Here is a 20,759-nt window from a genome sequence, read left to right as displayed (position 1 = left end):
CCCGAGGAGCACGATAGCGCGTGCGGTGTGCCACGTCGCTGCAGGGGTGCCTTCGGGCGGCGTACACACCACCGACGGGCGCGCTGACGGCGCCCGGCGGGCCGGCGGCGCGGCCGCCCCGCCCGGACATATGTCTCCGACTTAACGGGATAGCCCTCCCTTGAGTCGGAGCGGGCGCTCAGCTATGTACGCCCCGGCCGGGGGGTCGAGCGCAAGGGAAAGCAACCCCTTAAGTCGTCAGTCCGCTGACGAGCAATGTCAGCAGTGAACTAACGACTGCAATGATGGCGCCGACGACTATTCGGTCGCTGTTTCTTCTCCAGAAGGAAGGACGCGTCGGCCGCTCCTGCATGTACACAGCAGATCCGCGCAAAGTGAAGTAATTGAAGACCGAAATCAAGATTGTGAAGGTAACACCGAAGATGGGGAAGAAGCCCGCGCCACCCCAATCCTGCGCAGCAAGCGCTATGAGAGCAGCTAGCGAACCAAGAAAGTAAGGGTTCAGCAGAGATCGCACCCACTCAGGCCGCTGGCTTGATTGCATTATGGTCTGGATGCGGAACGCGGCGGCGCCGAAAGCATCATTGTTGCCGCCTGTGACGCTCAGCCGGCCGCCGAATCCCGTCACTCTGAGGTATACATTTTCGAGTCTATCGCTAAGTGAGAACGTGATCGACTTGACCTTGAAGCGCGTTTCCGCATCGACAATTTCATCAATAGTGTCACCTTCAAACTTGTCAGTCTTGATCGTCAGCTTCCCACGGTCCGATTTGGCCGACTGCAATATCGACTCGATCTCGCGTAGGTCGGCAGGCCAAAGACGGACTTGGTCGTACATCCGTCCTAAGCCATCGTCATGAGGTCGCGTCGCCATGCGCGAACCCTAGCCGCCGAGGACAGCGACGCGCCCCGGCCGGAGCAGGAGGGGCCGGGGCGCGTGCCGCCGTCAGCCGCCCGAAGGACGAGGCGGTGACGGCAGGTCAGTTGCGGCTAGCTCAGACCGAGCCGGTAGCGCGAGGCCACCAGGCGGGCGTCGATCTGGCCGGCGATCTTGTGACGGCGGAGGCCGACCCAGGCGCTGGCCGCCTGACGCTGAGACCCCTGGCCGTGCGTGGCCAGACCGGCGATGGCAGCCGTCTCGATGTCGGCGAAGTCGCGGACGTTGTCGAAGCCGCGCGACTGAAGGTAGGCGCGGCCCCAGCGGCCGAGCAGCTCGCTCGCCAGGTCGCCGTTACGGCCGGCGAGATCGACTGCGGCGGCAGGTACCTGCGTCGGGTCGAGCTGGTCGAGGGTCAGCCGGATTTCGTCGCGGGCCAGCTGCCGGGACGTCGGGTTGGCGTCCGGGCTGCCGACGGCAGCGGCACGGAGGTTGGCCTCCAAGACGGCCAGATGGGTGCGTGCCCGCTCGATGGCGTCGTTGACCTCCGACTCGCCCTGGTCGCGGGTTTCCCGGACCACCCGCTCGCGGTGCTCCTTCGGCAGCGCATCGTTGCTGGCCGTGTCGCGGATTCGGCTGTGCGCGCCGTTGGCCTTCAGCTGCGCGGCGTTGAGCGCGCCGGTCATTGCCCGCCACGCCTCCTGCACCGGCTGCGGCATGCCGGCCAGCGAGCCGGTCTCGAAGGCGCCGAGGGCCTGGCCGACCTTGCTGTCGATGTCGTCGAACATCCGGTCGAAGCGGTCCTGCTCGGCCTTCAGTGCGGCCTCGGCGTCGTGCGGGACGAGGGTGTCAGTGTTCACGATGGGTCTCCTTACGTGGTCTCGGTTGGGTCCGGCCGCAGCCGGTGCAAGGGGGCGGTTCTGCCTTCAGGTCGACGGGGAACTGGCAGTAGGCGCAGGTCAGGCGGCTCACGCTGTCCCTCCCTGGCCGTGGTACTTGCAGGGCGCCTCAGGGCCGACCTTCTGGCGGCACGGGCGCCCGTCGCGGGTCGCCGCGCCACACCGGCTGGTGGTGGGCCGTTCCGACACGTGGGGGCCTTCGACTCGAGGCCGCACACCACGGCGGCGGCGCTTCGACTTCACGGCCGGGCAGCCGGGCTGGTGACGCCAGCGAGGTCCGCTGCCCCGAAACGTCAGGTCGAGCGGGCACGCGCAGCCACGTTCCCGTGACCGGACCAGCTGCCGGGCCATCCGCCGCGACGTCGCCGCAGCGGCCGACTCCGACGGCTCGTACGCCGCGTTCTCGTGCACGCGCGATTTTGTGGCGCTCTCTGTTTCGCTTCCGCTGGCCATCGCTCAGTTCCTCTGTTGGAGGCTGGCGAGCCGGCGGCAGCGGTGCTCGTGTCCGTAGCTGACGACCCAGGTGCCGTGCACGAAGGCGATGTCGACGTCGGGTGTGCAGGTGCAGCCGCCGAAGGGGGCGAGCTTGCGGGCGATGGTGAGCCGGTCGCCGTGACGGCCGTCGGCGTCGGAGGGGCCGAAGGTGTCGCTGGCTTCGCCCGCTGGCATTTCCAGCAGGTCGGGGAGGGGCGGTGTGGTCATCGGCCTGCTCCTGGGACGGCGTCGGCGAGTTGCCGTCGCAGCTGGTCGGGGTCCTGGTCGAGGATCAGTTCGGCTTCGGCGAAGGGGTTGGGAGGCGAGAAGTTGCGCTCGATCCAGGTGAGGGCGTGGGCCAGGTGGGCGGCGTTGACGAGGCCGAGTTCGCGTCTCAGGCGTTGGCTGAGGGCGACGCGAGACCGGGTTTGGTCGCTGAGTTCCCGAGCCGGTGGGTCGACGAACTGCAGGTGCGCGACTTGGGCCTGGCGCTCGGCACGCTCGGCTGCTTTGGCGGCGGCCTGACTGGCGGCTGCGGAGATGCGCTTGGCGAATGCGGCGATCGGGAAGCGGACTCCTTCGGCGTCGAGCGGGGTCGGCTTGTCGTGGAGCCGTCGAAGTTCGCTGTCCCGCAGTCCCGCTCGGGTTGCAGCGGTGAGGGCTTCGGTCATCTGACTTCGAGCCTTGCCGTCCGTTTCGAGGGCGGCGGTCATTCGGCGACCGAGGGCGCCGGACGGCCGGATCGCATCCCAGCGGTTGCTGAGTTCTGACTGGTCAGCCCCCCCTGCCTTTGCCTGCTCGCACGCAGGCGTGGGTGTGTCCGCAGGCGCGGGCGCGGGGGGGGTCTTCTCGGAGAACTCCTCGGGAAACTCCTCGGTGGGGGGTCCCGGGACCCCCACCCTGGGGGTCCCCCCACCCCCACCCTGGGGGTCCGGGGACCCCTGGTCCGCCGTACGGGGGTCCGGGGACCCCCGCCCTGCCCATCCCGGATCGAGCGGGTCGACCCAGTTGTGCGGCGCGGGGAGGAGGGCGAGCCGCCCCGGCCGTCCCTTCTGCCCCTTGGTGGCCGCCACGCCTGGCACGTGCTCGATCAGGCCGAGTTCCGTGAGGCGGCGCAGGCTTCGCCGGACGTCGCTTCTGTCGGCACCGCACGCGGCGACGACCTGACTGAGGGAGACGTCGTCGGCCAGGCGCGACCAGGAGGCTGTCGTAGCGAGCACGCCGAGCAGCGCCCGATGGTCAGCGACGGTCAGCCGTGCAGACCCAGCCTGTGCGATCAGGTACCGCGTGGCGCGTCCGACCTCGGCGATCCGGTCACGCGGCACGTCGGGCCTCCACGAAGTAGCCAGTCGCGTCAGCAGCGAGGAACAGCGCGGCGAGGCGGGCGAGGGTGGCCGGGTCGGACACCTTCTCGGGCAGCCCTTGGGTGGCCCGCTCGGCGGCAGCGAACTCGGCGGCCGTCATCGGACCGCCTCTCCGGGCACCAGCCGCCGAACTCGCTTCGCCAGGGCAGGGCCGCCACGCTGCGCGATGGCGTCCCAGAGGGCCGGGCGGGGGCGCGTGTCGCCTCGAAGCCAGTGCTGGACCGTCCGCTCACTGATGCCCAGGTCGCGGGCGAGGTCGGCGGCGGAGATACCGGCCCCGTGGAGGGCGCGGACGGCGGGGGAAAGGGACAACAGACTCATCGCAGATGGTCCCCGGTCCGAGGCCGTAGCCTCGTCTCAGCGACCCCTCTGCGCGTCCCAGCCTCTGCGCGCCCCGTAGGGTTTCGGGAGATTCCCCCGCTTTTGGCGGGGCGTCGGGGCAGAACCGACTACCCCATGGAAGCACCCGCTGTCGGGGCACGCAATGTGGCGTATTACTTCTCGCACGGCCCTATTGCGGGCCGCTCAGCGTCCGAGACGGCCGCGTCGGCGCGCGACGGACGCCCGTCAACAGTGGTGTGCTTGCCACGCATAGGGCCACCCGTCCTCATGGTCGCCCGGTCTGCTGCTCGCCGGTCCTGATGTGGCCCGGCGCAGGCGCCACCGGTCGGTGTCGACCGGGTCGCGACGGGGCGTTCCCCGCGAGGCGCAGGCTACCGAGCGCGCACGGTGGGGGATCAACCGCGTTCGACGACAGGTTCCACGTCGTAGCTGATCTCGGCGCCGCGGAAGGCCGGCGCGTCGTGCACCGCCTCCATCACGCAGGCGATGGCGGCGTTCACGTTCGGCGCCTCGACCGTCACGGTCGCCCGCACGTGCGGATGGGGATCACCTGCCGGCCACCACGCCATCACCTGGTCGGTGGCTCCTGCCGCGCGCAGTACCCGTCCGAGGTCGTCGGGGCGGACGCCGTCCCCCGGGAGGCGGGCGGTGACGACGATGCGCACGGCCCGCAGGTCGTGCGGTCCCGATGGGACCGGCGCCGGGACGCCGGCAGCGTCCACCGCCTCGGCCAGCCCCTCCTCCCGCGTCGGGCCGGCGTCGATCGCGACGAGCAGGGTCGCCTCGGGTGCCGCCCAGGCGAGATGGGTGGTCGCCGCGCGCAGGCCCGACACCGTCGGGGCGACCGGCGCCACGATCACGTCCTCGGCGCGGGCGAACGCCCCGACGGCCTGGTCGGTCCGCCGTGGGTCGTGATGGATCCGGTCGCCGAGGCGTTCGAGCTCGGGTGGCAACTGCACCGCTCGGGCGCCGGTCCGCAGCACGGTCGCGGGCTGCGGGGTCGTGGCGTCGAGCCGCGCCGCGAGCCGCGCGGCGAGGTCCAGGCCACGGTCGCCACCCGGAAGCAGGTGGTCGGCGCTGACGGGCAGCAGCACGCGCCGGAAGGGCACGACGCCGAGGCGGACGACCGCCAGGGGAGCGGCACAACGGCCCACGATGGTGTCGAGCAGTCGCCCGAAGACGTTGGTGGTCGAGCTCTGCCCACGCCAGCCCATCAGCACCAGGGCGGTGGCGTCCGCCGCGACCGCGGACAGCACCCCCTCGGCCACGTCGTCGGCCTCCAGCACCCGGCCCGCGACCCGATGGGCGAGCTCGGCACCGACCTCCTCGGCTTCGGCCACGCTCGCCAGTGCCTCGGCCCGCTCGCCGGAGGACGCCGAGGGGCGGACCACGACCAGGGGCACGAGCGTCTCGCCGTCGGTGGCCAGGGCTGCGGCCAGGGCGAGCAGTGGTCGAACCGACGCGGGATTGGCGATCGGCACCAGGATGGAGCGTGCGGGCGCGGGCACGTCGGCCTCCTCGCTGCCTGCGGGGTTAGCTGACGGGCTCGGGCCGGAGCAGCCCTACCCGACGGGTGTGTCGGGACTCGCCCCACGTGCGTGGTTCCCCCGCCCCGGCGATCGCCGGGTTCGGCGCAGCCCTCAGCCTAGCCCGCCGCGTCGACGCAGCGCCCGGACCGTGTCGGCGTAGGTGGCGACGAACGCGTCGGCCTGGGCGAGGTCGAACGACGGGCCGAACGACAGCCGGACGTGACCATGGGTGAGCACGCCCATGGCGACCAGGACGTGGGACGGCCGTCCGGAGTCCGACGCACACGACGACCCGGAGTGCACGGCGTACCCGGCACGGTCGAGCTCGCCGACCAGCGCCTCGCCGTCGACGTACAGGGCACTGACGGCGACGATGCCGGGATGGGCGTCGGCCAGCGGCCCGTGGACCTGCAGATCCTCGACGGCCGCGGGAAGGCGCTCGCGCAGCCGGCGTCGCACCACCTCCCGGCTGGAGTACGCGGTCTGCAGTTCGGCGCGGGCCACTTCGAGGGCCACGGCCGTCGCAGCGATGCCGGCGACGTCCTCGAGCCCGGCCCGGCGTCGACGTTGCCGCTCGTCGCCCTCCTGCAGGGCGGCGATGCGTCCGCGGGGGCCGAGCACGAGCAGCCCCACTCCTCGCGGACCGCCGAACTTGGCGCCCGAGGCCGACAGCAGGTCCGCGCCGAGCTGGTCGAGCGTGACGCCGAGCTGGCCGACCGTCTGGCAGGCGTCGACGTGCAGCAGTGCGCCGACGCGGTGGCACGCGTTCGCGAGTTCGTGGGTGGGCTGCAGCGTGCCGATCTCGTGGTTGGCGTGCTGCACGTGGACGGCCAGGGTGTCGTCGCGCACCACCGCGGCGACGGCGTCGGGGTCCACCGCCCCGGAGGCGTCCACGCCGACCACGTCGAGGTCGTAGCCGTGTTCGGTCCGTAGCCGTTCGCAGGCGCGCAGCACCGAGGAGTGCTCGACGGCGCTGCACACGACGTGGCGTCGCCGCTCGCCGCGCCGCTCGGCCGCGCGGGCCGAACCGAGGACGGCGAGGTGCACCGCTTCGGTCCCGCCGGAGGTCCAGACCAGGTCGCGTTCGTCCGCGCCGAGCGCGAAGGCCACGGTCGCCGAGGCGCGGTCGAGCAGGTCGCGGGCCGCCCGCCCCTCCTGGTGGCCACGCGTGGGATCGGCCCAGGCCATGGTGGCCGCATCCGCCAGCGCCTGACGGGCCTCGGGACGCAGGGGCCAGGCGGAGGCATGGTCGAGATAGATCCGGTTCATGGCGCCCACCGTAGGCGCTGCGGACGAGTGCGCCGTGTCGGGCGCGGGCCCGCCGCGCGGTACGGTTGCGGTCCGAGTCCGTCCCGTCCGGCCGAGCGAAGAAACGGAAGTCCGCGTGCGTGTCCTGGTGGTAGCCGAGAACGTCTCCGAGCGCCTGCGGGCCGTCAGTGCCCTGGCGCTGCATGCGGATGCCGTGGTCACCGAGGCAGCGAGCGGCGAGGAGGCGCGCCAGGAGTTGCTGGCGGAGCACGATGCCTACGACGTCGTGGTGGTCGACGGTGACCTGCAGCCGCGCGGAGGCTTCGCGATCCTCTACGACCTGCGCCAGCAGGCGACGCTGCAGGAGCTGACGCCGCTGCCGTCGCTGGTCCTGATCTCTCGTGAGCAGGACCGGTGGCTCGCGGACTGGGCCGGTGCCAACGACACGATGCTCAAGCCCGTCGACTCGTTCCGCCTGTCGAAGCGGGTCAAGGAACTCGTCGGGCAGACGGCGCCGCCGTACGGCGGCTCGGGCGGCACCGCCCAGCAGGTCGCTGCGGCGCTGGGCGAGACCGGCGACGGCGGGCGCTGAGCACCGGTCCGCCGAAGCCGCACCTCGCTCGTCGTCGCGTGCCCCGGCCGTGTCGGTCGGTCGCGGGTGCAGGCCGGGAGGTGGTCACGGCCCGTCGCGGCGACCCAGCTCCCTGGCCGTCGCCGCGACCTCCTCGGGTTCCACGCCGAGTCGGTGGGCGATGCGCTGGCGTGCCGCGTAGACGTTGCTGCGCGAGGTGCCCAGCCGGTCGGCGATCGCCCGTGCCTCGACCCCGTCGGCGAGCAGGAACGCGATCTCGCGCTGACGGTCGGTCAGCGAGGCGAGCAGCTCCCGGCCACGTTCCTGCGGGGAGGTGGGTCGGGGCGGCGACTCCAACCGCGACAACGTGACCCGCGGGCCGGCCGCGTGCCGGCCGGCGTCGAGTTCGGCCAGCCGTTGCACGAAGCCGCGCAGCTGTCGACGGCGTTGCGCGCGCTGCTCGTCGGTCTCCGGTTGCAGTGCCTCGCTGATCGTCGACAGCAGACCTTCGAGGTCGAACGGCTTGGTCAGGTAGCGCACGGCCCCGGAGAGGTGGGCACGGATCACGTCCCGTTCGCCGGACAGGGCGGTCAGCATCACCACGGGCAGGTCGGCGAGGCCCTCGTGCGACTGCAGTTCGGCGAGCACGCCCCAACCGTCGAGCGAGGGCATCATCACGTCCAGCAGCAACAGGTCCGGGCGCTGCTCACGGAGCAGGTCCAGCGCTTCCCGGCCGTCCGCCGCGGTTCGCACGGTGAAGCCGGCCTGCTGGAGGTTGAGCCGGATGAGCTGGGTCAGTTCGCGCTCGTCGTCGACGACGAGCAGGTGCGCCCCCTCCACGACATCCCTCCCGTCGGCGCGGTCGTACGGCGTCGTCGGCACGACATCGGTCGACGCTAGCACCGGCGTGCGGTACCGGCCCGTGGCGCCGTCGGCCGCCCGTCGGTGCCGACGGTCACCGGCGTGCCCGGTGACGGGCGTCGGCGCTACCGTCTGCGGCCCGTTCGCGTCGTGGCGCGAGGCCGCGCGCCCGGACGAGAGGACCGAGCCATGACCGACGAGCCCTTCCGGTGGTCCGAGGTGTTCAGCCGCCTGCTGCACGGTGAGCACCTCGACGAGGCCACCGCCGCCGAGGTGATGGGCACCCTGATGCGCGGCGAGGCGGAGCCGGCCCAGGTGGCTGCCCTGCTGGTGGCCCTGCGGGCCAAGGGCGAGTCCCCGGCCGAGATCGCCGGATTCGTCCGGGCCATGCTGGCCGAGGCCGAGCCGATCGACCTCGACCCCGGCGTCGCCGAGCGTCTCGTGGACACCTGCGGCACCGGGGGGGACGGCGCCAACACGTTCAACATCTCGACCGTGGCCGCCGTGGTCACCGCCGCCGCCGGCCAGCCGGTCGCCAAGCACGGCAACCGGGCCGCCTCCGGCGTCTGCGGCAGCGCCGATCTGCTCGAGGCATGGGGGGTCGCCATCGAGCTCCCGCCCGCAGCGGTGTCGCGCTGCGTCACCGAGCTCGGCATCGGGTTCCTGTTCGCCCGCTCGTTCCACCCCGCGATGCGCCACGTCGCCCCGGTCCGGGCCCAACTCGGGATCCGGACGGCGTTCAACGTGCTCGGGCCGTTGTCGAACCCGGCCGGCGCGCCCTTCCAGGTCGTCGGTGTGAGCGATGCCCGGCTGGCGCCGGTCATGGCCGAGGCGCTCGTCAGACTCGGCAAGCGGCACGTCCTGGTCTTCCGCGGCGCCGACGGCCTCGACGAGCTGACCACGACCGGACCGAGCACGGTCTGGGAGGTCCGCGACGCCCGGGTCGCGCAATGGGAGCTCGATCCGGTCGCGTTCGGCTTCGCCGCCGCGACGCTGGCCGATCTGCGCGGCGGGTCGGTCGAGGAGAACGTCGCCATCGCCGACGCGGTGCTGGCCGGGGAACCGGGGGCACCCAGCGACATCGTCGTGCTCAACGCGGCCGCGGCCCTGTACGCCGCGGACGCCGTCGCGGACCTCGCGGCGGGAGTCGAGGCGGCCCGGACGGCGATCGACTCCGGGGCCGCCCGCGAGCTGCGCGACCGCTGGGTGCAGCGCACCAAGGAACTGTCGACCCAGGGACGCGCGCATGGCTGACCCGAGCTCCCCGGCGGTACACCCCGACCGTCACCACCTCGACGCCGCCTCCCGCCCGTTCGACCCGGCACGGCTGCCGCCGAAGGACGAGGTCGGCGCCGCCGGCTTCTTCGCGCTCGACCTGCGCGTGGGCCGGGTCACGGACGTCGAGGCGTTCCCCGAGGCGCGTGACCCGGCCTGGAAGTTGACGGTCGACTTCGGCCCGCACCTCGGCACGCTGCGCACCAGCGCCAAGGTCACCAACTACCCGGCCGAGGACCTGCTCGGCCGGCAGGTCGTCGGCGCGGTCAACCTCGGCCGCAAGCGGATCGCCGGGTTCGTCAGTGAGTTCCTCGTCCTCGGTGGCCTCGAACCCGACGGCACGGTGCGGCTGCTCGAGGTCGACGGTGATCTGGCGCCCGGATCGGTGGTCGGATGAGCGAGACACCGCCACCGGAGGTCCCCTTCCGCATCGACCTCGAGCCCTTCGCCGACTTCGAGGTCGGGGTACTTGTCGAGCGGCCGGCGTACGCGCCGGACGAGACCGTGCGCATCACGGTCACCGCGACCAACGCGGGCGACCGCTTCGTCGAGCACCGCTACCCGGGCTGGCAGCGCTACGTCCTCAGCGTCCGCGACGAGTACCACCGGGTCGTCGCCGACGACACCGTGCACCGCGGCGCCGACGGTCCGGCGCTCGACCGGTGGCTGCCGGGGCAGATGCTCGTCGTGCCGACCTACTGGAACCAGACCACCGGTGCGGTCGTGCCTGGCTGGAGCGACCAGCCACCGGGCCCGCGTGCCGAGCCGGGACGCTACCGCGTTCGCGTCACCTGGCTCGGCCGCGAGCCGAACTCCGGCGCCGGACTACCCGACGCCTTCAGCCGTTGGTTCACGCTCACCTGAGTTCGTCAGCGGTTCTGCCGAGACCGGCGCAAGTGGTGCGCGGAACGGGCGTCGCTCGACGGTCCGGCCCGGCGGTCGCGATCCGTGCCTCCCGACCCAGCAGCACGTTCGGTGCGACGCACGTGCGTCGGAAGCCGGCGCTGTGCAGGTGAGCACGCACGGATCGATGGACGCGGTGGCACTGAGCGCGATCCGTGCGTCCGCACGTCGGGCGGTGCGGATCCGGGCGCACGGATCGCTCGGCGAGACCCTGCCGGCGGCACCCGGGCGACGACCGCCGAACGCACGCGCACCAGGGTCCGGCCTCGCTCGTCGAGGTGACGTCGATCGGGCCGCCGCCGCGAGGGCGTCCCCGACGGGTCGCTGGGTCACGCTCAGCCGGACGCGACGAGCGGCGCCTCGGCCCGCCGCACGACCTTCGCGCCGTTGAGCACCTGCCGGTCGCGGCGCAGCTGGCGACCGAGCCGGCGCGCCTCCTCGACGGCGGCGTGCAGCGCCGCGCCGCCCGCGATCCGGCTGTCCCAGACGCCCTCGACGGCGACGACGCGGGTGTCGGGACGCTCGAGCCAGTCGAGCACGAGCTCGATCTCCTCGGCGTCGTCGCGCTGCCACGGACCGGCGCAGTCGTCGAGTGTCGCCTGCGCCCGCCACGCCAGCGCCTCGGCGTCGCCGGCCCGGCGATCCAGCCGGGCGGTTCCGGCGAGCCGACCGCGGCGCACGACCGCGACCTCGCAGGCGTCGGCGAGTTCGCGGCGCACCACCAGCTCGTCCACGCCGGCCAGGGCGTCGCGACGACGCGCACCGTGGACGGCCCTCGCCGCGGTGTGCAGCCGGCTGCGCGCCTCGCCCGCGCGTTCGAAACGCCCGTCCTGCCCGAACCGGCGCATGCGGGTGCGCAGCCGTTCGAGCAGCTCCGTCGGGTCCTCCCAGGCGGTCTCGACCGCCGCGACGACCGCGTCGTAGTCGTCACCGGTCTGCGTGCCGTCGCACGGGGCGCCGCAGCGACCGAGCTCCTTGAGCACACACGCGGCATGGTCCTGTGCCCGCCGCAGTCGGGGTGTGCAGGTACGCAGTGGATAGGCGTCCTGGAGCGCCTCGACCAGGTGCTGGGCCAACTGCCGCGACGGGATCGGTCCGAGTGTGCTGCGGTGTCCGGGGCCGGGGGAGCGCACGACCGACAGGCGCGGGAAGGCCTCGCGCGTCAACGCGACGTGGACCGCCGCCTCCGGGCGGTTCGACCGCCGGTTGTACCGGGGCCGGTGGCGGTGGATCTCCCGCAGCTCGCGGACCTCGGCCTCGAGCAGTGTCGGGGTCGGCGTCCAGGTGACCGAGCCGCACTCGCGCACCAGGTCGGCCACCCGGCGGCGCCGGTCCTGGCCGAAGTAGGTGCGCAACCGCGACCGCAGGTCGGTGGCCTTGCCGACGTAGAGGACCTCACCCCGGGGATCGAGGAACCGGTAGACGCCGCAGGTCGACGGGGCGTCGCGGACCAGATCGATGCGGCGGAATGCCCGGTCGGAACTCGACCGTGACAGGTCGCGCAGGTCCTCCAGGGTCGTGGCACCCAGGGTCCCGGCGCGCTCGATCAGCCCGTGCAGGACGTCGACGGTCGCGCGCGCGTCCGCCAACGCACGGTGCTCGGGCAGCGTGCGGGCGCGCAGGTGCCGGGCCAGCGTCTCCAGCCGGCAGTTGCGCACCTCGTCGGCGAGCAGGCGTCGGGCCAGTCGCGCCGTGTCGACGACCACGGGGTCGAGCTCGCCGGCACCGGTGACTGCCCATGCCGCACGGAGGAACGACAGGTCGAACCGTGCGTTGTGGGCCACGAACACCGCCGAGCCCAGGAACTCGCGCAGCACCGGCACGACCGTCGCCACGGACGGCGCGTCGCGGACCATCGCGTCGGTGATCCCCGTCACGGCCGTGACCGCCGGGGGGATCGGCCGGTCGGGCCGCACGAAGGTGCGCAGCTCGCCGAGGACCTCGCCGCCGCGGACCTTCACGGCGCCGACCTCGGTGATGCGGTCATGGCCCGGTTGCAGCCCGGTCGTCTCGAGGTCGAGCACCACGAACGTGGCGTCGAACAGCGGCGTACCGAGTTCCTCGAAGCCGAACTGCGTCGCGGTCGCCGTCACTGTCCATCTCCGGATCGAACACCCGTTCGTGTGAACGCGTGTTCTACCAGCTGGGCGTGACAGGACCTCCTCCGGTGCGCCGACGATGTCCGCGGCCTGCCGCCGGTCGCTCTGCGGCGTACCGCCGATCGCTCTGCGGCGTACCGCCGGTCGCTCTGCGGCGTACCGCCGGTCGCTCTGCGGCGTACCGCCGGTCGCTATGCGGCGTACCGCCGACGATCCCGCATCAGGCGGCGGCGCTCCTGTTCGCGGGTGCCGCCCCAGATGCCGTACTGCTCACGGTTGACGACCGCGTACTCGAGGCACTGGGGGCGGACCTGGCAGCCGTTGCAGCGAGCCAACGCTTCGCGCTGGTCCTCTTCGTCGAGGGAGAAGAAGACGTCGACCTCGACGTCCTTGCAGTTGGCCTCTTCGTGCCAGGAGCCGGGGACGACCAAGGGAAGCGGCGAGGACACTGGAACTCCGTGGGGTCGAGGGGACGGGGGCACCCGTGGCGGCAGCGCTGCGGCGGGCGGATGCTCCTTCCGCGGTGGCGCTACGGTGTGCCGTTCCGGGCGTCCGCAGCGTGGTCGTCGATGGCCCGGAGCCGGCACCGTCGTCCGGACGGTCCCGGACAGGGCAGACGGCGACGAGGTGGACGAACGGGTGACCAGCACGCACGACGAGTCCCCGGTCCCGCCCGCCGACGCGGTGTCCGACGGCCCCCGACGCCGCCGCGACCGTCGTGAGGACCTGCTCGCCGCCGCCGCGCGGTGCTTCGTCGCCAACGGCATCCGCCGGACCACCATGGAGGACGTCGCCCAGCAGGCACGCGCGGGCAAGGCGACCCTGTACCGCCACTTCGCCAACAAGGACGCCCTGATCGACGCGCTGCTCGAGCGCGAGGCCGACCGTCTCGACCGGCGCCTGCGTGCCGCCGTCGACGACCACGACGACGCCCCGGGACGCATCGAGGCCGCCTTCGTCGCCGGCGTCACCTTCTTCGTCACCCACCCGGTCATGACCCGCGGTCGCGACGAGGAACCCGGCATCCTGCTGCCGCGCATCACCGCCAACGGCGGGCCGCTCGTGGGGCGGGGCCTGGAGCTGTTCACCGACCTGCTGGCGTGCGGCGTCGCGTCCGGCGAGCTACGGCGGGTGGATCCTCCCGCCGGGGCCGAGGTCATCATGCGGCTGATGCTGTCCTACTTCAGCATCCCGCCGCTGCACGTCCGCGTCGACGACGAGGACGAGGCCCGGGCCTTCGCCCACGCGCTCGTCGCCGGTGGCTTCCGAGCCCGATGACCGACGCCCTCTCGGGTGGTCGGGCGCGCCGGCCCTCCTCAGCCGTTGCGCCGGTTCAGTGCCGCTGGCAGCGCGGGCAGGACGTCGTCCCCCGCTGGGCCACCATCGAGCGCACCAACGGCGTCCCGCACCGGCTGCACGGCCGGTCGGCCTGGCCGTAGGCCTCGAGGAACTCGGCGTTGCGGCCGGACTCGCCGTTGACCATCTGGTAGTCGCGGAAGGTCGTGCCCTCCCGCTCGATGGCTGCCGTGAGCACGGTCCGGATCGCGGCGTGCAGTTCGTGGGCCCGCGACCGTCCCACCCGCCGCGACGCCGGATGGATCCTCGCCAGCCACAACGCCTCGTCGGCGTAGATGTTGCCGACCCCGGCCACCAGTCGCTGGTCCAGCAGGCGTGCCTTCACCGGGGCCCGGCTGCGTGCCAGCGCGGCCGCGAACGTCTCCGCGTCGAACGCCTCGGACAGCGGTTCGGGACCCAGCGTCGCCAGCGTCGGCACGACGCGGCCGTAGTCCCCGGCCGGCACGACCGACGCGCGACCGAAGCGGCGCGGGTCCCGGAACAGCAGCGCCCGGCCGTCGTCGAGGACCGCTCGCACCCGCACGTGGGAGATCCCGCCGTCGCCCGTCGGCGCGGGCACGAACCGGAAAGAGCCCGTCATGCCCAGGTGCAGGACGAGTTCGAGCTCGTCCCCGTCCGGGCCCGGGTCCAGTGGACACAGCAGGAACTTGCCCCGTCGCCGCACCGCCTCGAGGCGGCGACCGACGAGCAGGTCGAGGTCCGACAACCTCGCGTGCGGGTGCGCGTCCCACCACACGTCCACGACCCGCCGACCCGACAGCTCCGGTGCGAGCTGCCGGCGCACCGACTCGACCTCCGGCAGCTCTGGCATGCCGTGACGGTACCCGGCGCTGCGGCCCGTACCCGAGGCCGGAGCGACCGACGTCCACGACGAAGGGGTGCCGGCCGGGCGGGCCGTCGGCCGTCGGAGGCGGCGGTTACGCTCGCGGTCGGTGCACGGACGGCAGCGGACGAGGATGCGCGGATGAGTCAGCAGGAGCGCGACCGCCGCGACGACGGCCGGCCCGAACAGGCTCGGCCGCGCGATCGCACCGGACGACCGCTGCCCTACGGCACCACCGACGTGCCCCTGGCGCAGGAGCACGAGCCGCGCTCGGTCGAGGAGGCGCTGCTGCTCGGCGTCGCGCTGTGGAACGACGAGCGCTTCTTCGAGGCGCACGAGTGCCTCGAGCACGTCTGGCACGCCGCACCGGAGGCCGATCGGGAGTTCTGGCAGGGCGTCATCCAGGTCGCCGTGGCCGGAGTCCATCTCCAGCGTGGCAACCTCGCGGGTGCCACGGCGTTGTTCGGACGTGCGGCCGACCGCCTGGCCGGCTATCCCGACGTCCACCGCGGGATCGACGTCGAGCAGCTGCGGGTCGCCTGCACCGGCGCACGCGCCGCGCTGCAGGACGCGGACGCCGTGATCGAGATCGGCTTCCCCGAGTTCCCCGCGATGGACGGCGGGCCGTGGTTCACGCCCGACCCCTCGGCACTGCGGCCGCCCGAGCTCCCGACACCCCTGTCCGACGAGCCGGTCTGGCTCACCGCGGGCCGCGCGCGTGCCCCGCGGCGTCGCACCACCTGACGACCCAGGAGTTCCTCCACCGTGTCCGAATCCCTCGCCCGTGGCCTCGAGTCCGGCGCCCGGTTCCGCTGCGACGGCTGCGGCAACGTGACCCGCTTCGACGTCGTGGCCACGACCCGCACCCGCCGCTTCCACCACTTCGACCTCGGTGGGGATGGCCGGGTCGAAGAGGAGGAGATCCTGGAGCAGACCGTCGAGTCGGTCAGCTGCCGCTGGTGTGGCCGGACCGACGCGGTGCAGGTGGAGACGTCGCCGGCCGGTACCTAGTGCCGGCCGACGGTTCGACCGAGGCACGGTCGGCGTCGCCACCGGGGCCGCCGTCGACGGCGGCGTTGACCGAACTGCCGGCCGACGCGTGGGCGGCGTTGCTGCCCACGGTCCGCCACGCGCTGCACGACGTCGACGACGCCGTGGCCACGCCGGCCCTGCGGCGGTTGAGGGCCGCGCCGACGGGCCGGCTCGCCGGTGGGCGCGTCCGTCGGGAGGTCTGCGCACTGATCGCCGAGGGCGGTCCGCTCTGGGAGGCCCTGCGCGAGCGGCTGCAGGACGCCGAGCTCGCCCGCACCTGGGCCTCGGCGCTCGAGGCGCGCTCCGTCCCCGCGGAACCTTCCTCCCACGAGCGATCCGTGACCGCGCAGCTGCAGGCCACCCGGCGGGAGCTCGAGCGCGCCCGCGAGCGGCTGCGCGCGACCCGCGAGGAACGTGACGCGTTGCGCCGGCGGCTGGACGCGGCGCAGGCGGAGCTCGAGCGCCGCGACGCGGCCGCGGTCGAGCTCGCCCGCGGCCGGCAGACGGCCGACGAGGAGGTCGCGCGCCTTCGCGACCGTCTGGCGCAGCTGGAGGTCGAGCGCGAACGCGCCGTCGCGCGGGAACGCCGACGTGGTGAGGCGGCACAGACCCGCCTGCGCGAGGAGCTGGCCGAGCTGCGCCGACGCGAGGACGAGCGCCGCAACGAGCGTCGCCGGGCGGACGAGCGTCGCGAGGCGCAGCAGGCCGAGGCCCGACGCCTCGAGGAGGAACGGCGTCGGAACCGACGTGCGCGTGCGCCCCGCGTCGTGCCCGGGCGCCCGAGCACCCTGCCGTCAGGGGTGGTGCCGGGTACCGCCGAGGCGGTGGGCATGCTGTTGCACGCCGGCCGGCTCGTGCTGGTCGACGGCTACAACCTGACCCGGCGGCACCGCGACCACCTCGACCTGGAGACGCAGCGGTCGTGGCTGGTCCGGCTGCTGGCGACGGCCGCCCTGCAACGACGGATCCGCCCGGTCGCGGTGTTCGACGGCGAGCGCGCCAGTGTCGCCCGCCCTGCGCTCGCCAGCCGCGAGGTCGAGGTCCGCTTCACGCCGGCCGGCATCACCGCCGACGACGAGGTGGTGCTGGCGGTCGAGGCCACCGACGAGCCCGTGCTGGTGGTGACCGACGACCGCGAGCTGCAGGCCCGCGTGTCGGCGTCGGGGGCCGACGTGACCGGCACGGACGCCTTCGTGTCGGCGCTCGGCTGAGCGATGCGGAACACGTCGACGGGTACCGGGCGGTCGAGCCGACCGCGCGAGCACACGCGGGTGTGGGCGCTGGCCGCGGTGGGGCTGGCGGCCCTCGGCCTGGCCGCGTCCGTCTGGCGACCGCTCGCACCGGCCGTGCCGGCGACCACCGGGCAGCTGGCGACGTTCGGTGACGGCGTGCTGACGGCCGTCGCTGCCTACCGGGCACCACGCTACGTGGTCTCGGCGATCGCGACGGTGCTCGGCATCGCCGTGCCGCTCGGCTTCGTCGCCACGCGGTGGGGGCGGGAACGGGTCCGGGTCTGGGCCGGTGACGCCGCCGGCCCCTGGCGGGCGGGCCTGGTGGCGCTGCGCCTGTCGATCCTCGGCTCCCTCGCGGTCCTGCCCCTGGCGGTCTACAGCGGCGTGCTCCACGAGGGGCGCTGGGGCTTCCGCACCCGCTCGGTCCCGGGCTGGTTGCTGGACTGGGGCGTCCGTGCCGGCAGTCGGTGGCTGGGAATCGCCGTCCTGGTCGTGCTGCTGTTCGCGGTGGTCCGGCGATGGCCGGACTCGTGGCCCTTCCGCGCCACCGTCGGCGGCACGCTGCTCGTCGCCGGGGCGGTGTTGCTGCACCCGGTCGTGGTGCAGCCGTGGACGTTGCCGAGCGTGCCGTTGGCCGCCGGGCCCGCGGCCGACGCCATGGCCGACGTGCTTGACCGTGCCGGCGACCCGCCGGTGGACGTGCGGGTGGGGGAGGCGAGCCGGCGTACCACGCGGGTCAACGCGCTGGTGACCGGACTCGGCCCCACCCAGCGGGTGGTCGTGTACGACAACCTGCTCGAGCTGCCGCCCGCACAGGTCGCGTCCGTGTTCGCCCACGAGCTGGCGCACCAGGAGCACGCCGACCTCACCCGCGGGGTCGCCCTGTCGGGTGCCGCGCTGCTGACCGCGCTGGTGCTGTTGCGGTTCGTGCTGTCCAGCCGTCGCCTCCAGCGTGCTGCCGGGGCGGACGCTCCCGGTGACGGCCGCATGGTCGCGGTCGTCCTGCTGGCCGCGGCGGTCCTGGAGCTGGTGGGTACCCCGATCGGCAACGCCGTGTCCCGTCGTGCCGAGGCGGCGGCCGACGCGCGCGCCGTCGAGCTGACCCGGGACCCGGCGCTGCTGCTGTCGACCACCCGCGTGTTCACCGTGCGCGACCTGGCCTCGCCGACCCCGCCGCGTTGGGTCCGTCTGCTGCACGGCACGCACCCGACGGTCACCGAACGCATCACCTACCTCGAGGGGTGGGCCGAGCGCGAGGGCATCGAGCTGCCGACGCTGGCCGAGCTCGAGCGGGCCGAGGAGGACCAGCACCACCCGGCCGTGTCCGACGCGCCGCCGCGGGAGCCGGGAGGAGCCCGACCGTGAGAGTCCTGTGGGTCACCAACGACCTGCCACCCCGTGCCGGTGGCATCCAACAGTTCGTCGGCAACCTGCTCGAACGGGTGCATCCGGCCGAGACCCTGGTGGTCGGCCCCGCCGGCGACGCCGAGGCGGCCGCCCACGACGCCGGGCAGCCGTACGCCACCGTGCGCCTGCCCGGTGCGGTGCTTCCCACCCCACCCACGCGGCGTCGCGTGCTCGCCCATGGGCGCGTCCACCGGCCCGACGTCGTCGTGCTCGGCGCGTCGTGGCCCCTGGGGGAGCTCGCCGCCGGACTCCGCGACGGGCTGGGCGTGCCGGTGGTGTCGCTGTCGCACGGACTGGAGGCGGGACTGCCCGGCGTGGGGCTCGGACGGCTCGTGCGTCGCGCCACCCGCGACCTCGCGGCGCTGACGACCATCAGCGACTGGGCCGAACAGCGCCTGGTCCCGCACGTGGCCGCAGGACGCGTCGTGCGGATCCCCCCGGGCGTCGATGTCGCCCGTTTCACGCCCGACGTCGACGGCAGCGCGATGCGTCGTGCCTGGGAGGTCCCCGCCGACGCCCCCCTGGTCGGCTGCATCTCCCGACTCGTCCCGCGCAAGGGGCAGGACCAGTTGCTCGCGACGTGGCCGCGCGTGCGCGAGCGGCACCCCGACGCCTGGCTGGTGCTGGTGGGCGAGGGGCCGCTCGAGCCCTCCCTGCGACGCCGCGCGGAGGCCCTGGGCGGCCGGCGCGCGGGCATCGTGCTCGCCGGGCGCGTCGGCTGGGAGGCGTTGCCCGCCTGCTACGCCGCGCTCGACGTGTTCGCCATGCCGTGCCGGACCCGCCGGGCCGGGACGGACGTCGAAGGGCTCGGCATCGTCTACCTCGAGGCGCAGGCCTGCGGCGTGCCCGCGATCGCCGGGCGCAGCGGTGGCGCGCCCGAGGCCGTCCGCGACGGGGAGACGGGCACGGTGGTCGACGGCCGCGATCCACAGGCGTTGCTCGCCGCGCTGGACTCCTGGTTGGGGGACCCGGCCGCACGGGCCCGCGCCGGCACGGCCGGCCGCGCGTGGGTCGAGCGGCAGTGGTCCTGGGACGCGATCGCTGCCGGCTTCGCCCGGGTGCTCGACGAGGTTGTCGGGGCCTGAGACGCCGCGTGGCGCGCTACCGTGCGCCGCGGGGGGCATGGAGGGCGACGAGGCGGAGGAGCGGGTCGTGAACGCGGTGGTGGCGATCGAGGGTGCCGAGCCCTGGGGCTCGCTGGGGAGCGGGGAGCGCGCCGACATCGGGGTGGTCGTGACCCACGGGTTCACCGGCAATCCGCGGGCGACGCGGCCCATCGGCCTGTGGTTCGCGGCCGAGGAGTACGCCGTCGAGGTGCCCCTGTTGCCGGGACACGGCACCTCGGTCCGCGAGCTGGGCCGGACCCGGTACGCCGACTGGTACGCCGCGCTCGAGCGCACCGTGGACCACCTCGCCGGTGGCTGCTCGCGCATCGTGCTGGTCGGTCACTCGATGGGTGGCACGCTCTCGCTCGACTTCGCCAGCCGGAACCCCGGGCGCGTCGCCGCCGTGGCGGCGCTCAACGCCCAGGTGTCGGACCCGGTCCAGCCACTGGCGCGGCTCGCCCCGGTGCTGCAGTACGTGGTGCCCTACGTCCCACGTGACCTCGCCGGGCTGCCCGCCGACGACATCGCGCGTCCGGGCACGGCCGAGGGCGCCTACCCCCTGGTGTCCACGCGCGCGGCACAGTCGCTCATCGGCCAACTGCCGCGCCTGCGTCGACAGCTCGAGCGGCTGACCATGCCGCTGCTGGTCGCTTGGTCGCCGGACGACCACACCGTCCCGGCCGCCAACGCCCGCGCGTTGCGTGACCTCGTGGGCAGCGAACAGGTCACCGAGGTCGTCTGCGAGCGCTCGTACCACGTGCCGCAACTCGACTACGACGCCGACAAGCTGCGGGCGTCACTGCTGGCCTTCGTGGCGGAGCACGTCGGTTGAAGGGGTCGCCGCTGCTCGAGCTGCACGTCGACGACGACGGTTTCGTCCGCGCCCCGGTCGCGCTCGTCCACCGCCGGTTGAGCGCCGTCGACGACTGGCCGACGTGGTGGCCGGGCCTCCGGGTGCGCGCGATGCCGCCGGAACGAGCCCCGGGCGCCGGGGCGGACGGGCCCGCGCAGGAGGTGTGGGCACTGGAGCTGCCGGCGGCACCGTTGCGGCGGTTGCGGGTCGCCGCGCGCCTGCACGACCGGCGCCACGAGCAGGGCTTCCTCCTGGCACTGCGCGGGGAGGTGAACGGTCGAGCGGAGTTCTGGCTCGAGCCGACCGGCGGCGGCACCGTCGTGCACCACCTGCTGACCGCAACCGTCCCGTCCGCGTCGTCGCGGCGGTTGCAGCGCGACTACCGTCGGGCGGTACGCCAAGGCCTGTGGGGACTCAAGGACCGCCTCCACCTCGAGGCCCGGACCTCGGCCGGTCTGGTCCCCTGACGTCCCGCGGACGAGCCCCACGGCAGGGTTCGCTAGCCTCG

Annotated in this window: 24 protein-coding genes and 1 riboswitch; of the genes, 12 read left to right on the top strand and 12 right to left on the bottom strand. The window is 73.7% G+C overall.

Translation table 11 applies throughout. From position 1 onward, the window contains the following. Positions 1–229 precede the first annotated feature (229 nt). The 8 genes from ELR47_RS11215 to ELR47_RS11185 all read right to left on the bottom strand — a co-directional run bounded on the left by ELR47_RS11215 (position 230) and on the right by ELR47_RS11185 (position 6,754). Positions 230–874 (bottom strand): hypothetical protein, encoded by a 645-nt coding sequence (locus ELR47_RS11215; protein WP_130649974.1) that lies wholly within the window; start codon positions 872–874, stop codon positions 230–232. A 116-nt stretch (positions 875–990) separates the two neighbouring features. After that, on the bottom strand, positions 991–1,737 hold the full coding sequence (locus ELR47_RS11210; RefSeq protein WP_130649973.1) for a hypothetical protein: 747 nt from the start codon (positions 1,735–1,737) through the stop codon (positions 991–993). A 495-nt stretch (positions 1,738–2,232) separates the two neighbouring features. Beyond that, positions 2,233–2,478 carry a hypothetical protein gene (locus ELR47_RS11205; protein ID WP_130649972.1) on the bottom strand — a complete coding sequence of 82 codons (246 nt, stop codon included), beginning with the start codon at positions 2,476–2,478 and terminating at the stop codon, positions 2,233–2,235. Further along, positions 2,475–2,963, bottom strand: a complete 489-nt coding sequence (locus tag ELR47_RS11200) for a hypothetical protein (RefSeq protein ID WP_130649971.1) — start codon at positions 2,961–2,963, stop codon at positions 2,475–2,477. The genes ELR47_RS11205 and ELR47_RS11200 overlap by 4 nt, the downstream gene beginning before the upstream one ends. 601 nt (positions 2,964–3,564) lie before the next feature. Further along, a complete protein-coding gene (locus tag ELR47_RS18385; RefSeq protein WP_165404021.1) occupies positions 3,565–3,714 on the bottom strand; it encodes a hypothetical protein in 150 nt (49 codons plus the stop codon). Continuing rightward, positions 3,711–3,935 carry a helix-turn-helix domain-containing protein gene (locus ELR47_RS19350; RefSeq protein WP_130649970.1) on the bottom strand — a complete coding sequence of 75 codons (225 nt, stop codon included), beginning with the start codon at positions 3,933–3,935 and terminating at the stop codon, positions 3,711–3,713. Before ELR47_RS19350 ends, ELR47_RS18385 begins: the two co-directional genes overlap by 4 nt. A 416-nt stretch (positions 3,936–4,351) precedes the next feature. Beyond that, on the bottom strand, positions 4,352–5,464 hold the full coding sequence (locus ELR47_RS11190) for a universal stress protein (RefSeq protein ID WP_130649969.1): 1,113 nt from the start codon (positions 5,462–5,464) through the stop codon (positions 4,352–4,354). Between the two features lie 15 nt (positions 5,465–5,479). Continuing rightward, a riboswitch (cyclic di-AMP (ydaO/yuaA leader) is annotated at positions 5,480–5,589 on the bottom strand. A 7-nt stretch (positions 5,590–5,596) separates the two neighbouring features. Then, positions 5,597–6,754, bottom strand: a complete 1,158-nt coding sequence (locus ELR47_RS11185; protein ID WP_130649968.1) for a cysteine desulfurase family protein — start codon at positions 6,752–6,754, stop codon at positions 5,597–5,599. Between the two features lie 115 nt (positions 6,755–6,869). On the opposite strand from ELR47_RS11185, the gene ELR47_RS11180 reads away from it, so the two are divergent. Continuing rightward, entirely contained in the window at positions 6,870–7,325 is a 456-nt protein-coding gene (locus ELR47_RS11180; RefSeq protein ID WP_165404020.1) for a response regulator, read from the top strand. Positions 7,326–7,409: 84 nt separating this feature from the next. Here ELR47_RS11180 and ELR47_RS18380 read toward each other — a convergent pair whose 3' ends face one another. Continuing rightward, a complete protein-coding gene (locus ELR47_RS18380; protein ID WP_165404019.1) occupies positions 7,410–8,144 on the bottom strand; it encodes a response regulator in 735 nt (244 codons plus the stop codon). A gap of 210 nt (positions 8,145–8,354) precedes the next feature. Here ELR47_RS18380 and trpD point away from each other — a divergent pair, with 210 nt between their 5' ends. Genes trpD through ELR47_RS11160 form a run of 3 tightly spaced genes read left to right on the top strand, consistent with a single transcriptional unit; the run spans position 8,355 to position 10,304 of the window. Next, entirely contained in the window at positions 8,355–9,419 is a 1,065-nt protein-coding gene (gene trpD, locus ELR47_RS11170) for an anthranilate phosphoribosyltransferase (RefSeq protein ID WP_130649965.1), read from the top strand. Then, positions 9,412–9,837, top strand: coding sequence for a tRNA-binding protein (locus tag ELR47_RS11165; protein WP_130649964.1), 426 nt, complete (start codon positions 9,412–9,414; stop codon positions 9,835–9,837). Before trpD ends, ELR47_RS11165 begins: the two co-directional genes overlap by 8 nt. After that, entirely contained in the window at positions 9,834–10,304 is a 471-nt protein-coding gene (locus ELR47_RS11160) for a hypothetical protein (RefSeq protein ID WP_130649963.1), read from the top strand. Before ELR47_RS11165 ends, ELR47_RS11160 begins: the two co-directional genes overlap by 4 nt. Before the next feature lie 374 nt (positions 10,305–10,678). Here ELR47_RS11160 and ELR47_RS11155 read toward each other — a convergent pair whose 3' ends face one another. Together ELR47_RS11155 and ELR47_RS18925 are read right to left on the bottom strand one after the other, a co-directional pair. Continuing rightward, entirely contained in the window at positions 10,679–12,436 is a 1,758-nt protein-coding gene (locus ELR47_RS11155; RefSeq protein ID WP_165404018.1) for a DEDD exonuclease domain-containing protein, read from the bottom strand. Positions 12,437–12,633: 197 nt separating this feature from the next. Further along, the gene (locus ELR47_RS18925; protein ID WP_240730354.1) at positions 12,634–12,891 is read right to left on the bottom strand and encodes a WhiB family transcriptional regulator; all 258 of its coding nucleotides are present in this window, start codon (positions 12,889–12,891) and stop codon (positions 12,634–12,636) included. 190 nt (positions 12,892–13,081) lie between these two features. Between ELR47_RS18925 and ELR47_RS18375 the strand changes: the two genes are divergently transcribed. After that, positions 13,082–13,720, top strand: coding sequence for a TetR/AcrR family transcriptional regulator (locus tag ELR47_RS18375; protein WP_229730606.1), 639 nt, complete (start codon positions 13,082–13,084; stop codon positions 13,718–13,720). A 55-nt stretch (positions 13,721–13,775) separates the two neighbouring features. Here ELR47_RS18375 and mutM read toward each other — a convergent pair whose 3' ends face one another. Continuing rightward, positions 13,776–14,609: a bifunctional DNA-formamidopyrimidine glycosylase/DNA-(apurinic or apyrimidinic site) lyase gene (gene mutM, locus ELR47_RS11145; protein ID WP_130649961.1), complete on the bottom strand. Its 834-nt coding sequence runs from the start codon at positions 14,607–14,609 to the stop codon at positions 13,776–13,778. A 153-nt stretch (positions 14,610–14,762) separates the two neighbouring features. Between mutM and ELR47_RS11140 the strand changes: the two genes are divergently transcribed. From ELR47_RS11140 to ELR47_RS11110, 7 genes are all read left to right on the top strand, one after another. Next, the gene (locus tag ELR47_RS11140; protein WP_130649960.1) at positions 14,763–15,365 is read left to right on the top strand and encodes a DUF309 domain-containing protein; all 603 of its coding nucleotides are present in this window, start codon (positions 14,763–14,765) and stop codon (positions 15,363–15,365) included. 21 nt (positions 15,366–15,386) lie between these two features. Beyond that, positions 15,387–15,632, top strand: a complete 246-nt coding sequence (locus ELR47_RS11135) for a hypothetical protein (protein WP_130649959.1) — start codon at positions 15,387–15,389, stop codon at positions 15,630–15,632. 65 nt (positions 15,633–15,697) lie between these two features. Next, entirely contained in the window at positions 15,698–16,864 is a 1,167-nt protein-coding gene (locus tag ELR47_RS11130) for an NYN domain-containing protein (protein WP_130649958.1), read from the top strand. A gap of 60 nt (positions 16,865–16,924) precedes the next feature. Next, positions 16,925–18,250: a M48 family metalloprotease gene (locus ELR47_RS11125; RefSeq protein ID WP_165404016.1), complete on the top strand. Its 1,326-nt coding sequence runs from the start codon at positions 16,925–16,927 to the stop codon at positions 18,248–18,250. After that, entirely contained in the window at positions 18,247–19,377 is a 1,131-nt protein-coding gene (locus tag ELR47_RS11120) for a glycosyltransferase family 4 protein (RefSeq protein ID WP_130649956.1), read from the top strand. Before ELR47_RS11125 ends, ELR47_RS11120 begins: the two co-directional genes overlap by 4 nt. Positions 19,378–19,444: 67 nt before the next feature. Next, positions 19,445–20,230 carry an alpha/beta hydrolase gene (locus tag ELR47_RS11115; RefSeq protein WP_165404015.1) on the top strand — a complete coding sequence of 262 codons (786 nt, stop codon included), beginning with the start codon at positions 19,445–19,447 and terminating at the stop codon, positions 20,228–20,230. Continuing rightward, positions 20,227–20,718, top strand: a complete 492-nt coding sequence (locus ELR47_RS11110; protein ID WP_130649954.1) for an SRPBCC family protein — start codon at positions 20,227–20,229, stop codon at positions 20,716–20,718. The genes ELR47_RS11115 and ELR47_RS11110 overlap by 4 nt, the downstream gene beginning before the upstream one ends. Positions 20,719–20,759 lie beyond the last annotated feature (41 nt).

The sequence above is a fragment of the Egicoccus halophilus genome (genome assembly GCF_004300825.1).
Taxonomy (GTDB): domain Bacteria; phylum Actinomycetota; class Nitriliruptoria; order Nitriliruptorales; family Nitriliruptoraceae; genus Egicoccus; species Egicoccus halophilus.
Note: the sequence above shows the minus strand (reverse complement) of the source record. Positions and strands in the feature narration are given on the sequence as shown.